Annotated in this window: 9 protein-coding genes; 2 read left to right on the forward strand and 7 right to left on the reverse strand. The window is 49.9% G+C overall.

The features are described from left to right. Positions 1-48: 48 nt before the first annotated feature. Positions 49-2355, reverse strand: a complete 2307-nt coding sequence (locus tag LDN30_RS01255) for a right-handed parallel beta-helix repeat-containing protein (RefSeq protein ID WP_223926789.1) — start codon at positions 2353-2355, stop codon at positions 49-51. Between the two features lie 889 nt (positions 2356-3244). Between LDN30_RS01255 and mutS the strand changes: the two genes are divergently transcribed. Continuing rightward, positions 3245-5920: a DNA mismatch repair protein MutS gene (mutS, locus tag LDN30_RS01260; protein WP_223926790.1), complete on the forward strand. Its 2676-nt coding sequence runs from the start codon at positions 3245-3247 to the stop codon at positions 5918-5920. Positions 5921-6070: 150 nt separating this feature from the next. On the opposite strand, the gene lgt is transcribed toward mutS, so the two are convergent. From lgt to polA, 3 genes are all read right to left on the reverse strand, one after another. Further along, entirely contained in the window at positions 6071-6904 is an 834-nt protein-coding gene (gene lgt, locus LDN30_RS01265) for a prolipoprotein diacylglyceryl transferase (RefSeq protein ID WP_223926791.1), read from the reverse strand. Continuing rightward, the gene (gene ychF / locus LDN30_RS01270; protein WP_223926792.1) at positions 6904-8007 is read right to left on the reverse strand and encodes a redox-regulated ATPase YchF; all 1104 of its coding nucleotides are present in this window, start codon (positions 8005-8007) and stop codon (positions 6904-6906) included. Before ychF ends, lgt begins: the two co-directional genes overlap by 1 nt. Positions 8008-8095: 88 nt before the next feature. After that, complete coding sequence (gene polA / locus LDN30_RS01275; protein WP_223928504.1) at positions 8096-10861, reverse strand: DNA polymerase I; 2766 nt, start codon at positions 10859-10861, stop codon at positions 8096-8098. A gap of 87 nt (positions 10862-10948) precedes the next feature. Here polA and LDN30_RS01280 point away from each other — a divergent pair, with 87 nt between their 5' ends. Further along, positions 10949-11929 (forward strand): polyprenyl synthetase family protein, encoded by a 981-nt coding sequence (locus LDN30_RS01280; RefSeq protein WP_223928505.1) that lies wholly within the window; start codon positions 10949-10951, stop codon positions 11927-11929. Between the two features lie 218 nt (positions 11930-12147). Here the strand turns inward: LDN30_RS01280 and deoC are convergent, their stop codons facing one another. From deoC to dtd, 3 genes are all read right to left on the reverse strand, one after another. Further along, on the reverse strand, positions 12148-13110 hold the full coding sequence (gene deoC, locus LDN30_RS01285) for a deoxyribose-phosphate aldolase (RefSeq protein WP_223928506.1): 963 nt from the start codon (positions 13108-13110) through the stop codon (positions 12148-12150). Between the two features lie 48 nt (positions 13111-13158). Further along, complete coding sequence (locus tag LDN30_RS01290) at positions 13159-13485, reverse strand: nucleotide pyrophosphohydrolase (RefSeq protein WP_223926796.1); 327 nt, start codon at positions 13483-13485, stop codon at positions 13159-13161. Positions 13486-13571: 86 nt separating this feature from the next. Beyond that, a complete protein-coding gene (dtd, locus tag LDN30_RS01295; protein WP_223928507.1) occupies positions 13572-14024 on the reverse strand; it encodes a D-aminoacyl-tRNA deacylase in 453 nt (150 codons plus the stop codon). Positions 14025-14976: the final 952 nt, after the last annotated feature.

Raw genomic sequence — 14976 nt, forward strand, 5'->3', positions numbered from 1 at the left:
GGTGGCTTCTTTAATGATATGAATTTTACAGCCTCAATGGGCCCTCTGCTACTTCATTACAGCCTTGAAAGCCTCGTTAAGTCCATTGCCTGAAATTCTCAGGATGATGGTTCCGTGAGTCGATGGGAGGTAAACAGAAGTGTTGGTGCCGTTGAAATGGTGCTCTCCGAGCAGTGCGCCGTTGGCTGAGTATGCGCTTACGGTATACTTCTCATGGGCTACTCCACCTTCAATATTGACGATTACCATTCCGTTGAAGGCCTGAACGAGACTTGCTCTCTTCTGTCCTGCTTTGGCTGAGAGGGTCTTTATGGCATCGATAGTGCCGTAGTTGGCCTTCTTCGATACCAGTCCCTGCTCGAAAGCTCCAAGGTCTGGGGCTGTGCCGGCGTAGGCGATGGCCGGTACTGCTACTCCTGAAGCATCGTATCTTGTGTTGGCTGCGATGGCTGTTCCACGGTCAACGATAGTTGCGTTGTCCACTGTCGGATGTCCCCAGGTAATGTTGTCCCAGTTCAGATTGCCGTCGTCCTGACGTGGTCCTATAAGGTCGGCATAGTCGTTCATCGACTGGAAGTTAGCCTCGGAGCATAGCCAGTCGTTGGTTTGTTCCTTCGATGCTACGGTAACCTGTACCCTTCCGTATTTCTTATCCTTGTAACCGTATTCTCCTTTGTCCGATGCTGTCTTCACGGTGTAATCGTCGATGGCTACGGAATTGCTCACCTCACAGACGCTTCCCTCGGCCAGTGGCTCGTAAATTCTGTAGGCATAGGCTTTCGAACCGAATGCCTGAAGCGAGTAGCCGGTGCAGTTGTTGATGATTATATCGCCGAGATTATGGTTCTGGTCGAAGCCTTTCGATCCGTTGTTGACAGCTAAACAGCGGTTGAGTACAACGTTCATGCGTCCTTGTTTCGACCCGCATTTGAATCCGTTCATATTGCCTTTCGTGGCGGTACCGTTGATCCAGCCGTTCTCGTAGGCCAGACAACTCTCGAAGACGATGGTCTTATTGTCCTGGAATCCTCCGTCCTTCTTGAAGAAGACATCGTAGCCGTCGTCAGAGTTGTTGTATGCTCTGCAACCAAAGAAGTAGTTTCCGTCGCCAACAGAGATTTTCGGGGCGAATCCGTCGGCATCGCCGTCACCCTCATCCTTATTCTCGTAGGAGTCGCAGTTGATGACATAGTTGAATGATGCTAAGTTCTTCATTTGCAGACCGGTATCGCCGTTGCGGTAGAAATTGCAGAATTCAATGATATTATCGTGTGCGTCTTGAGTGCGTGCAATGACGTCTGCCGATGTACCGTTTGTCGGTTTGTTGCGCTCTATGAGCATTCCGTTGTCGGAAGCATTGGTGAAGTCAATCTTGTAGAAGTGCCAGTACGATGATGTCAGGCGCAAACCCTGGTACGGATTGTCGCTGTGGGCATGGTAGGGCATTGCCGAGAAGTCGAGAACGGCGCGTCCGTCGGGACACATAACGGTAATATACTTATCGTGTGTACCGTTACGGTCGTTGATGTTCAGGCGCTTGTTGTAGACGTATTTTCCCGCTTTCATCTTGATGGTTGTTCCCGGCAGTGCTCTGTCGATGGCTTTCTGGAGGTCGAAGTAAGGCTTTGTCGCCGTTCCGTCGGCAGTAGTATCGTCGCCGTCGGGTGCGCACCAGATGATTACGGAGTCGGTAGCCGTCGGCGTATTGATTGATTCGCCGGTGTAGCTCATCCCGCGGGCCTGGTCGTTGGGGTTGTTTTCGTTGCCCTTACCGCTGCCTCCGCCGTTGGGATTGTCCTCCGCCGATGCACTGTCCTGGACGGAAAGGGTATAGAAGTACATGCCTCCTTCGATGGTGAACGTCACGTCGCCGTCGGCAACGACGGTTCCCGTGCCCGTCTGCTGCTCCTTACCTGTTGTTGCGGGGAACGTTCCTGTGATATTTTCGAGACCGAGATTTCTTGTTGCCGACTTGTTTGATGTCATATAAGTCAGTGTAACAACATCACCTTTCTTGCGTGCCGGGATCGTCAGCTTGTCGGCATCGCCGAGCCACAGCGATGCTGTCGTTCCTCCGAGGCGTATATTTCCGTTGCTGTTTGCCGTGGCCGTGAAGCGCAGTCCGCCGGTGACGGTGAGCTCAGTGCCATTGGCTGTCAGCACCGCATCGTCGATGGCCTTGACAAAGCAGTAGCGGTTTTTCGAGTCTGTGGTCCACGCTGTGTCGGCATTGAGGTTTTCGACGTCGGGTGAGGGTAGGGTAGTGAAGGTCCACGACTTGTTTGCCGCAGGCTCCTGCGCACTCATAGCGATGCTGACCGCTATGGCTGCGATGATGGTAATGGCTTTTTTCATTTTCTTCTTCAGACGTTTGTTAATTTCTTTTCAGATAATAGTTATTCTCTTTTCAAACAATAGTTAAGCTCTTTTCAAACGGTATGCTGACGCTTTTCAGATGATATATATTCACCTTCCAAGCTATAGTCTTATGCTTTACGGACGATTCTATTCTTTGGTGCGTATCGTGAAATTCAATTGTCGGCTCCTGCTGATGATTCCGGTTCGTGCTTGTCCCATTCTCAGATCAGCTAAGGATACTGATATTCTCAAAGATAGTTCTGATTATTTCAAATAGATAGATGTCAGTTATTCTATTGTGCAAAGATAGAAGATAATTTAACCAAAAGCAACAAAAACCTTTATTTACTTAACGTAAACGTTTTCGGAGCGATTACTGCTCTTTCATTCAGAAGTTTTCTGTGGGTGCAGCGATTAATCAATATCATGGCTCTTTCTCAGTCGTCTTTACAGCCCGGAAATGCCAACTCAACAACAGTCCAATACTGAAATATCTTTACACCATTCCAAAACCTATCGTTTGGGCTTCTAAAACGGACCGTTTCGCAAGCTAAAACGGCCTGTTTCGCATCCTAAAACGGCCCGTTTTGCAACGCTAAATGGCATGTATTAGTAACCCGTTGAAAATCAATGATATACAAAGACGGAATAATGCGTAAGATAATGTGAATTATTTTTACATCTTGTTGTAGGCATTCTCTTGTCTTTCGATGCCTCTACAAAATATTGTTGGCTTATGGAATAACCATTCGTAGAAAGTATAATTTTGAACCATTATTTTGCGTTCTTGATTTTATTCAGTATCTTTGCAAGTCACAAAAATCAGATACCCGTCTATGCCACGCATGGTTACTGCACGGCATACCGAAAATATAAGAGAACGATAATGGCAACAAAGAAGCAGAACGATAATACGATGACTCCTATGATGCGCCAGTTCTTCAACATGAAGAACCAGCATCCCGATGCTCTATTGCTTTTCCGCTGTGGCGATTTCTATGAGACCTACTGCGATGATGCCGTGGAGGCATCGCGCATTCTCGGCATTACGCTGACCCGTCGGAACAACGGAGCATCGGCAGGAGCTGAGATGGCCGGTTTCCCCCATCACGCTCTCGACACCTATCTGCCCAAGCTCATCCGTGCCGGAAAGCGTGTTGCCATTTGCGACCAGCTCGAGGACCCTAAGAAGAAGCGCGCCGAACTGCGTGGAAAGAAGGGGTTGTCGGCCGAGGACAAGATGGTGCGCCGCGGCATCACGGAGCTTGTAACCCCCGGTGTTGCCATGAGCGACAACGTCCTTAACTACAAGGAGAACAACTTCCTGGCTGCTGTCCACTTCGGAAAGGGGTCGTGCGGCATCAGCTTCCTCGACATTTCCACCGGAGAATTCCTTACCGGTGAGGGCACATACGACTACGTCGAGAAGCTCATCGGCAACTTCCAGCCTAAGGAGGTGCTCTACGACAGGGCCCGCAAAGCCGATTTCGAGCGGTTCTTCGGTACAAAGCTCTGTACTTTTGAGCTCGACGACTGGGTTTTCACGGAGCAGACGGCGCGCCAGAAACTTCTGAAGCATTTCGGTACAAAGTCGCTGAAGGGCTTCGGTGTCGACCATCTGCACAACGGCATTGTGGCCTCTGGAGCCATCATGCAGTACCTTGAGCTCACCCAGCACACCCACATCTCGCACATAACGTCGCTGGCCCGCATCGAGGAGGATAAGTTTGTGCGCCTCGACCAGTTCACCATCCGCAGCCTCGAACTGCTCAGTCCGTTGCAGGAAGACGGCTCCTCGCTGCTTGGTGTCATCGACAGGACGGTGACACCGATGGGCGGTCGTCTGCTCCGCAGGTGGATAGTATTCCCCCTGAAGGATGTCCACCCCATCCAGGAGCGCCTCGACATAGTGGAATATTTCTTTAAGGACACCACTTTCCGTGCCACCGTCGACGACGAGTTCCACCGTATCGGCGATCTGGAGCGCATCATCTCCAAGGCCGCCGTGGGCCGTGTGTCGCCGCGTGAGGTCGTCCAGCTCTATCATGCCCTTGCCGCTCTGCGCCCGGTCCGTGAGGCCTGCGTCCACACCGACAACGAGGCGCTGCGCAAGGTCGGTGAGCAGCTGAACCTCTGTGAGGCTCTCCGCGACCGCATAGCAAAGGAGATACAGCCCGACCCGCCATTGCTTGTCAACAAGGGCGACGTCATTGCACCAGGCTACTCACCCGAACTCGACGACCTCCGATCCATCCGTGACAACGGAAAGCAGTACCTACTGCAGATTCAGGAGCGTGAGTCGCAGGAGACGGGCATCAGTTCGCTGAAGGTGGGCTACAACAACGTCTTCGGCTATTACCTTGAAGTGCGCAACACTTTCAAGGATAAGGTTCCTTCCGACTGGATTCGTAAGCAGACATTGGCTCAGGCTGAGCGATACATAACGCCCGAACTGAAGGAATACGAGGAGAAAATCCTGGGCGCCGACGAGAAGATTATCATCCTCGAGACGCAGCTTTTCAACGAACTTGTGCAGGATATGCAGAAGTTCATTCCTCAGATTCAGATTGATGCCAACATCATTGCCCATCTCGATTGCCTGCTGAGTTTCGCCAAGGTATCGGAATCCAACCGCTACGTCCGGCCTGTTATCGACGACTCCGACGTCATCGACATCAAGCAGGGCCGCCATCCTGTCATCGAGACTCAGTTGCCGATAGGTGAGAAATACGTGCCCAATGATGTGGAACTCGACACCGAGAAGGACCAGATAATGATGATTACTGGTCCGAATATGGCCGGTAAATCGGCTCTGCTGCGCCAAACTGCATTGATAGTACTCTTGGCCCAGATGGGCTGTTTCGTGCCGGCAGAGAGCGCGAGAGTGGGTCTTGTCGATAAAATATTCACCCGTGTGGGTGCTTCCGACAATATCTCGCTCGGCGAATCGACATTTATGGTCGAGATGACCGAGGCTGCCAACATCCTGAACAATGTCACCCCGAAGTCGCTCGTACTCTTCGATGAGCTCGGACGCGGCACCTCCACCTACGACGGAATATCCATAGCATGGGCCATCGTGGAGTATCTCCATGAGAATCCGAGGGCACGGGCCCGCACGCTCTTTGCCACCCACTACCATGAGTTGAACGAGATGGAGAAGTCGTTCCCGCGCATCCACAACTTCAACGTCTCGGTAAAGGAGGTCGACGGAAAGGTTATCTTCCTCCGGAAGCTTGAGCCCGGGGGGTCAGAACATAGCTTTGGTATCCATGTTGCTGAGATTGCAGGTATGCCGCGGTCCATTGTCAAGCGGGCCAATACGGTGTTGAAGGAACTCGAGGCCGACAATGCCAATGTAGGTTCTGCCGTCAAGAAACCCGACATGGAGAAGGTGGCGCAGAACCGCGAGGGCGTGCAGCTGAGCTTCTTCCAGCTCGACGACCCCGTACTGTCGCAGGTTCGCGACGAGATTCTAAACCTCGACATCAACAATCTTACGCCTGTCGAGGCTCTGAACAAGCTCAACGAGATTAAAAAGATAGTCACCGGAAAGAGCTGAAACGAATAATGGTGGCAAACTCTTGCCACCATTATTCATTTTAACAGCTGTCTTATTAAAACATCTTTCGATGTTCTGTAGACTCTGCTACTATATTTCTCATCGTTATAAAGGCTCAATAAAACCCTGTATAACAATGTTTTATCGTGTTTATTTTATCCTCTTTTTGCTTGTAATCATAGCCCAAACGCCCAAGGCAATGAGCGGAATACTGAGGATTTGTCCCATGTCGATGGGTAGTCCGGCCTCGAAAGCTTCCTGAATTTCCTTCGTATACTCGATGAGGAAACGGAAGGTGAAGATCATCGTCAGGCAGAGTCCGAAGTAGAATCCCGTTCCCACTTTCTCGGGATGCTTGCGGTAGATGAGCAGAATCACGATGAAGGTGAAGAGATAGAACAGCGACTCGTAGAGCTGTCCGGGATGGCGTGGGGCCTGGTCGACATTGGCGAAGATGAAAGCCCATGGCACATCAGTCTGCTTGCCGATAATCTCGGAGTTCATGAGATTGCCCAAACGGATGAACGTTGCCGTTATTCCCGAGCATATACCCATAAAGTCGAGCACCACCCATGTAGGCATCTTGTACTTCCGGATGTACATATAGAGTCCTACGAGCATTCCCACGACTCCTCCGTGACTTGCAAGTCCCTCGTAGCCAATGAATTTCCAACCACCTCCATCGAGGAATTTTATGGGCAGAAACATCTCTACGAAGTGCTTTCCCGAGGTCAGGAAGTAGTCGGGCTGGTAGAAGATGCAATGGCCGAGGCGTGCTCCTACGAGTACGCCAATGAAAACATAGAGGAACAGCGGCTCAAATTTCTCATCCGGATACTTATGCTTCTTGTAGAGCCACTGCATGAGGAAGAATCCGAGAGTGAGTCCTGTGAGCCAGCACAGTCCATACCATCTCACCCCATAGCTGCCTACGTGGAACGCTATTTCGTTGGGTTGCCAATAGATGAAATCGAGCATCTTCATCAAACATTAAATCTGAAGTGCATGATATCGCCATCCTGCACCACATAGTCCTTGCCCTCGATATGCAGCTGTCCGGCCTCTCTCACGGCTGCTTCCGACTTATACTTGATGTAGTCGTCGTATTTTATCACCTCAGCTCTGATAAAACCTTTCTCGAAGTCGGTGTGAATGACTCCGGCACACTGTGGGGCTTTCCATCCCTTATGGAATGTCCAGGCTTTCACCTCCATCTCGCCGGCGGTGATAAATGTCTGTAAGTTAAGCAGATGATAAGCTTTCTCGATGAGCCGGTTGACGCCGCTTTCCTCGAGATCGAGCTCGTCGAGGAACATCTTCTTGTCCTCATAGGTGTCGAGTGAGGCTATGTCCTCTTCGGTCTTTGCTGCTATGACCATTGCCTCGGCACCCTCTTTGGCAGCTATCTCCTCGATTTTTTTCGAGTATTCGTTACCGTTCTTTGCGCTGTCCTCGTCGACATTGCAGACGTAGAGCACCGGTTTTGTGGTCAGAAGGAAGAGGTCGTGGGCAGCCTTCTGCTCCTCTTTGGTGTCGAAAGTCACCTCGCGGGCGTTACGGCCCTGCTCCAGCACCTCCTTGTAAGCCTCGAGTACCGTCACGGCTGTCTTAGCATCCTTGTTTCCCGAGGCCGCAACCTTCTTCTGCTTGTCGAGCTGCGAGTCGATGGTCTCTAAGTCCTTGAGTTGCAGCTCGGTATCGATGACGCTCTTGTCCTCAACGGGATCGACGGGGGCACCGCCCTCTCTCACCACATTATCGTCGTCGAAACAGCGTATGACATGGATGATAGCGTCACACTCGCGAATGTTTCCGAGGAATTTGTTTCCTAAACCCTCACCTTTCGAGGCTCCCTTGACGAGGCCGGCAATATCGACAATCTCGCATGTTGCCGGTACTATCCTTCCCGGATGAACGATCTCGGCGAGCTTGTTAAGGCGCTCGTCGGGGACAGTGATGACTCCCAAGTTCGGTTCTATCGTGCAGAATGGGAAGTTGGCTGCCTGTGCCTTAGCACTCGACAGACAGTTGAATAGTGTAGACTTGCCAACGTTTGGCAGACCTACAATACCACATTTTAATGCCATATTTCAGTTATAAACGTTTATTTTGACTGCAAAATTACTCAATAATTCTGAATTGAGCAAATTAAGTCCTATTAGTTCTCGGACGGAATCAGTGTGCCTCCAGCCAGTTCTTGCCCCATCCGGCGTCGGCGATAAGCGGAACGTCGAGGTGGTAGGCTCCCTGCATCTCCTCGATGACAATCTTTTCGACCTTCTCTTTCTCCTCCGGGAATACGGAGAAGTTCAGTTCGTCGTGCACTTGCAGAATCATCTTCGACCTTATGCCTTCCTCCTTGAACCGGCGCCAGATTCTTATCATCGCCACCTTTATAATGTCGGCCTCACTGCCTTGGATAGGAGCGTTGATGGCGTTGCGCTCGGCGAACCCGCGGACGGTGCCGTTCTTGCTGTTGATGTCGGGCAGATAGCGGCGGCGACCGAACAGTGTCTCGGCATAGCCTTTCTCGCGTGCCTCTTCCTTGGCTTTCTCCATGTAGGCGTGCACCTTAGGGAATGTAGTGAAATAGTCGTCGATGAGCTGTCGCGCCTCACCGTTGGGGATGTCCATTCGCTGGGCCAGTCCGTAGGTGGTGATACCGTATATTATTCCGAAGTTGGCCTGCTTGGCCTTCTTTCGCTGGGCATCGGTAACCTCGTCCATATCCTCGTGCCATATCTTCGCTGCCGTGGCGCGGTGGATGTCGAACCCTTCGCGGAAGGCTTCAATCATATTCTCGTCGCCCGAGAGATGGGCCATGATGCGCAGTTCTATCTGTGAGTAATCGGCTGAAAAAAATAAACATCCAGGCTCGGGAATGAAACACTTCCTTATCTCCTTGCCGTCGTCGTCGCGGACGGGAATATTCTGGAGGTTCGGGTCGGAGCTCGAGAGTCGTCCCGTGGCCGTTATCGTCTGGTTGAACGATGTGTGGATATGGCCGGTACGGGGGTTGATAAGTTTCGGGAGGGCATCGACATAAGTGCCGAGGAGTTTTTTCAATCCTCTATAGTCCAAGATGTTAGCAACTATTTTGGCCTTACTGCGCAACTGCTGCAGCACTTCCTCCGATGTGACGTACTGCCCCGTGCGCGTCTTTTTGGGCTTGTCTACGAGTTTCATCTTCCCGAAGAGAATTTCACCCACCTGCTTAGGACTTGAGATATTGAATTCTTCGCCGGCCTCCTCGAATATCTCCTTCTCTAACGCTTTCATTCTCTTTGTGAATAATGTTGACGTTTCCTTTAGTGAGTCAGTATCGAGGCACACTCCTGTAGTCTCCATATCGGCGAGCACGGGAACCAGTGGCATCTCCATATCCCAGAAGAGTTTCTCAGCGTTGACATCCTTCAGACGCGGTTCGAGGGCGTTCTTCAACTTCAGTGTGATGTCGGCATCCTCAGCAGCATATTCATATACGTCCTTTGGATCGAGGTCGCGCATGTTCTTTTGGTTCCTACCCTTAGGACCGATGAGTTCCTCGATGTGTATGGTCCGGTAGTGGAGGATCGTCTCAGCCATATAGTCCATGTTGTGCTGAAGCTCCGGATCGATGAGGTAGTGGGCTATCATAGTGTCGAACATGGGCCCTTGCACATTAATGCCATAATTGTGCAGAACCTCCATATCGTACTTTATGTTCTGTCCTACCTTTAGGATTTCAGTGTTCTCGTAGACCTTTTTAAATATGTTTACTATTGTTAGAGCTTTTTTAAAGTCTGCCGGAACAGCCACATAAAAGGCTTCGTTTTCTTTCACTGAGAAGCTTAAACCCACCAATTCGGCATCGATGGGGTGGGTGGATGTCGTTTCCGTGTCTAAACTGACTATTTTATTTGTCAATAAATAGTCACAAAGTTTCTTCGCTTCCTCCTCATTTTCAACGAGTTGGTAGTTGTGAGCTATCGTTTTAAGGCTCTCAAAATTCGCGTTTTCTGGCTCTTCTGTGCCCTTGTTTGCAAATGCTGAAAATAAATCGGGCTCTGAATTAACGTTCTTTTTCTTTTCTGAAGTCTTATTAAGAAACTTGTTCTTCAGCGTCTTAAACTCGAGTTCGGTGAAGATTTTGTCGAGTTTTTCGGTATCGGGTTGCTCAACCTTCAGTTCGTCGAGGGTGAGGTCGCCCATCGGCACATCCGTCTTGATGGTCGCGAGGAAGTAGCTCATCTTTATATCGTCGACGGCTGCCTCCACCTTCTCCTTCATCTTTCCTTTCAGTTTGTCGGTGTTGGCAAGCAGATTGTCGACACTGCCAAACTCGTTGATGAGTTTTGCGGCTGTCTTCTCGCCCACACCCGGGCACCCCGGGAAGTTGTCGGCCGAGTCGCCCATAAGCGCCAAGAGGTCGATGACCTGCGATGGGGAAGTGATACTGTATTTTTCCTCAATCTCACTTTCACCGATTTTGTCGTAGCCACCGCCGTGTCGCGGCCGGTACATGTAGACGTTCGGCTTCACGAGCTGACCATAGTCCTTGTCGGGCGTCAGCATATACGTCTCTATACCTTCGGCACCAGCCTTCGTGGCTACCGTTCCGATGATGTCGTCGGCCTCGTATCCATCGACCTGAAGGATAGGTATGTGGTAGGCTTCAAGAATATTCTTTATTATCGGCACCGACAGTTTGATGTCCTCCGGTGTAGCTTCGCGCTGGGCTTTGTAAGCCGGGAAGGCCTCGTGACGGAAGGTCTTGCCATGGTCGAAGGCCACGGCAATATATTCGGGATGTTCCTTTGTGAGCACCTCGTGGAGCGTGTTGCAGAATCCCATAATTGCCGATGTATTCAGTCCTTTTGAGTTTATTCTTGGACTTTTGATGAAGGCGTAATATGAGCGATAAATGAGTGCGTAAGCATCAAGCAGAAATAGTTTTGCCATATCAAATGTAATTTGTCTGTAAAATTACTAAATTCCTGCGGATTATCCGATGATTTTCATTAATTTTGTATCGAATTAAAGAATCACATGGATTATCTGTCTATTATACGGGAGCCGATAACTGCCGAATTGTCCGATTTTATCCGAATGTTCAACCATAGTCTTGAGCATGAGAACGGACTGTTGCAGCAGGCTCTTGATCATATTCGTCAGCGTGCCGGGAAGCGTATGCGTCCTATTCTTATCCTTCTTATGGCTCGCAATTATGGTTCTGTCACCGATGTCACCCAGCATGCGGCGGTAGGCTTGGAGCTCTTGCATACAGCCTCGCTCGTCCACGACGACGTTGTCGATGAGAGCAGGGAACGTCGTGGCCAGGAGAGTGTTAACGCGTTGTACGACAACAAAGTAGCCGTCCTCGTGGGTGATTATATCCTCTCGACGGCTCTGCTGAACGTGTCGTATACCCACTCCGAGAAGATTGTAAGATATCTTGCCGAACTCGGCCGCACCTTGTCGGATGGCGAGATTCTCCAACTCTCGAGTATCGACAATGAGGAAATATCGGAGGAAACCTATTATAACATAATAAAGAACAAGACCGCAGCGCTCTTCGAGGCATGCTCTGCCATCGGAGCTCTGTCGGCAGGGGCCTCCGATGAGGAGGTGGAGCGTGCTAAGCTCTTTGGCCGTCAGTTGGGTATTATCTTCCAAATTCGTGACGATATCTTCGATTATTACAATGATGAAAAGGAGATAGGAAAGCCCACTGGCAACGATATGACCGAGGGAAAGCTCACCCTTCCGGTCATCTATGCGCTCCGTCACACCGGCGACAAGGCCATGCTCGAACTGGCCCACAAGGTGAAAAATCATACGATTTCATCGGACGAAATCAAGACTTTGGTCGATTTCACCATCAGCAACGGTGGTATCGAATATGCCGACAAGCGCATGTGGGAGTTCCACGCAAAGGCCGAGGAGTTCCTGAATAATGATGTCAGCGATGAAGCCATAAGGAAATCGCTCCACGCTTACCTCGACTTCGTTATCAAGCGCGACAAATAATAGGGTAGTGAGGTGGTTCTCTTGACCCGCAGTCATCAGCTTACAGACTCCTTATCATTACCCTCGCACCCTTTCATCCTAAAGAAAATAAAAATAGCCAGAGTGAGAAGAAAATTCCCATTCTGGCTATTTTTAATTTATTTTTCTTTCTTAATCCTATTGTTTTTCCTGGATTCCGAAAGCATCTTTTGGTCGTTGCCGACCATTGTATCGTGGGTTTAGAACCACTTTGTCTCCTTACCGGTGATCTCGCTGAGCAGAAGATTCGTCAGACGGCTGGTGCCAAGACGGAACCAATAGTTTGTCAGCCACTTCTCGCCGAGAACCTCCTTGACGATTGTGTAGAGGACAACAGCGTCCATGACGGTGTTGATGCCGCCGGCGGGCTTGATACCTATCTGTATGCCCGTCTCGTCGTAGTACTCCTTGATGGCCTGACACATTACGTATACGCCCTCAGGAGTGGCACCGGCCTTCTCCTTTCCCGTGCTCGTCTTGATGTAGTCGGCACCGGCATACATCGATAAAATCGCGGCTTTTTTAACGTTCGACAGACTGCCAAGGTCACAAGTCTCGAGGATAACCTTCATCGGCACGTCGCCGCAGACCTCCTTGAGTTCGTTAATATCGTCGGCCACACCTTCATAATCCTCGCTGAGGAATTTTCCAACTGGCATGACGATGTCGATGTTTGTGGCACCGTCGGCGATGGCGAGCTGCGTCTCGGCAACCTTCACCTCCATACGGCTCTGCGACGATGGGAAATTGCCCGTGACGTTCGTTATCTCCACACCGTCGACCTCGAGGCTCTGAGCCACCAGTTCTGTGAAGCGTGGGTATACGCAGATAGCCGCCACATGGGGCAGGGCAGGGTATTCATTGTCAAATTTATTCACCTTCTCCGTCATGGCGAGGATGCTCTCGTCGGTGTCGGTGGTGTGCAGCGATGTCAGCTCTACACTGCCGAGGAGGAACTTTTTTACCTCTACATTGTCGTTCTCGGGCACTTTCTCGGCAATTATTTTCTTCACTGCCTCGTCGACGGCCTTTTCATCGACGTTGAGATCGTACTTTTTGAACGCCTGCTCATACTTGCTCGGTCCATACTCAGCGGCATCTTTCTTTGTCTTCTCTGCCTGCTGTTTGATGTCGTTGTCGACAGTTTTCTTTATTATTCCCATAATGTTGTTGTTTTTTCCTTCCGACCTGCGGCTGGCGCAGCACGGCCTTCAGGCCTTTAATTTTTCGTTGTTGATATGTCGTTGAGAGTCCCGTCGTGTCTTCTTCTCGAAACTCTTCTTTAGTTCGTCAGTGAGGTTAACACCGGTCTGGTTGGCAAGACAGATGAGCACCCATAGAACATCTGCCATCTCCTCGCCGATATTGTCCTTTTCACCGGCTTTAAAGCTCTGGTCGCCGTACTTGCGGGCCATCACGCGGGCCAGTTCGCCGACCTCCTCAGTGAGACAAGCCATGTTCGTCAGTTCGGAGAAGTAGCGCACACCGTACTTCTTTATCCATTCGTCGACGGCTTTCTGTGCTTCGTCAATAGTCATAATCCAAATTCTTTCCGTTGTTTTTAGTCTAAAAAACTATTCTTCGTAACTTATATTTCGCGCTATTCCGCGCGGCCTAAGGGTTCTTATTCTTTGTTTTTAGTGTCCATACATATCGTCACGGGTCCGTCGTTGATGAGTTCCACCTTCATGTCGGCACCGAATTCTCCCGTTCCTACGGGCTTACCGAGGGCGGTAGAGAGTCGGCTTACAAACTCGTTGTAGAGTGGGATAGAGATGTCGTGCTTGGCGGCACGTATCCAACTCGGTCGGTTGCCTTTCTTGTAGCTTGCCATTAGTGTGAACTGGCTGACAACGATAATGTCGCCGCCGGTTTCCATAATGCTTAGGTTCATGACCCCATTCTCGTCGTCGAAGACCCTCAGACCGATGATTTTCTTCACGAGCCAGTCGATGTCGTCGGTGGTGTCGGCGGCTTCGATGCCGAGGAGGATGAGGTATCCCTTACCTATCTTGCTCTTAACATGGTCGGCGATGGTCACCGATGCTCTGGAAACGCGTTGTATTACTATTCTCATAATGCAAATTTAGCGATTCTTTTCGACTATTCCAAATTTATAGATTGTTTTTAGTTTTCTTTCAGATTAGTCCTTGCGTAGTAACCTCCTTGTTCTCTTTATCCTGTAATTTTACTTTACAATCAGCACAGAATAATTGTCATTTATCTTTACAGTCGACCATCCCTATTTCTAAAACGGCCCGTTTTGCATTCTGAAACGGTCCATTTCGCATTGTCAAACGGTCCGTTTTAGCCTCCCAAACGGCCCGTTTTAGAAAGTCAAATCGGCCTCTTTGTAATGTGTTGATTATTAGATGGTTATAGCGTCGGTTAACTTTGAGATTCTAACTTTATTTGTTTGATAAATTATTTACATTCTTATGCACACTTGATATTTCCCGTGGCCGATATGTTCTTAATTGGTTAGAGAGGTCCATAACTCAAAGAAAATAGTCATAGGCTGGCTTAAGCTCCCGATGGAGCTATGGTGTGGAAGTGATGTGGCAGCCTTTGCGAGCAAGCTCGCAGTCTGCCCCATTACTTCCACACCACCCCTAACAGGGTTAAAGCCAGCCTATGACGAAAATTGCCTTGGCATAAAATAGCGCCAAGGCGCATAAAATACTGTGCCGCTCAACAGAGCCTAAGTAGCATTGCTGACTTTCAAGACGCTATGGACTATCTTTTCGGCCGCAGGATTTTATGCCCAAGGGGCAATTTTACGCGTTAGCGATTTTCGTCATGGGCAGGCTTGACACCAAAGGTGTGGGGCTAAAGCTATGGGGTAGGCAGCGAGCTTGCTCGCAAGACTACCCCATAGCTTTAGACCCATTGCTCTTTGGGGAGCATAAGCCTGGCCATGATTTTCTGTTCCCTTTCCCTTTGAAAATGCCAAAGCGATAATGACAGTATAAAGATTTATATATTCTCTCACTCTTATTCCACGGAAAATATCCAGTGCGCCCATTTCT

Source organism: Prevotella lacticifex (assembly GCF_019973375.1).
GTDB classification, from domain to species: Bacteria; Bacteroidota; Bacteroidia; order Bacteroidales; family Bacteroidaceae; genus Prevotella; species Prevotella lacticifex.

Excerpts from the sequence above, each read along its gene's own strand:
- LDN30_RS01255 (WP_223926789.1), bottom strand. The coding sequence starts at position 2,355 with ATGAAAAAAGCCATTACCATCATCGCAGCCATAGCGGTCAGCATCGCT.
- mutS (WP_223926790.1), top strand. The coding sequence starts at position 3,245 with ATGGCAACAAAGAAGCAGAACGATAATACGATGACTCCTATGATGCGC.
- lgt (WP_223926791.1), bottom strand. The coding sequence starts at position 6,904 with ATGAAGATGCTCGATTTCATCTATTGGCAACCCAACGAAATAGCGTTC.
- ychF (WP_223926792.1), bottom strand. The coding sequence starts at position 8,007 with ATGGCATTAAAATGTGGTATTGTAGGTCTGCCAAACGTTGGCAAGTCT.
- polA (WP_223928504.1), bottom strand. The coding sequence starts at position 10,861 with ATGGCAAAACTATTTCTGCTTGATGCTTACGCACTCATTTATCGCTCA.
- LDN30_RS01280 (WP_223928505.1), top strand. The coding sequence starts at position 10,949 with ATGGATTATCTGTCTATTATACGGGAGCCGATAACTGCCGAATTGTCC.
- deoC (WP_223928506.1), bottom strand. The coding sequence starts at position 13,110 with ATGGGAATAATAAAGAAAACTGTCGACAACGACATCAAACAGCAGGCA.
- LDN30_RS01290 (WP_223926796.1), bottom strand. The coding sequence starts at position 13,485 with ATGACTATTGACGAAGCACAGAAAGCCGTCGACGAATGGATAAAGAAG.
- dtd (WP_223928507.1), bottom strand. The coding sequence starts at position 14,024 with ATGAGAATAGTAATACAACGCGTTTCCAGAGCATCGGTGACCATCGCC.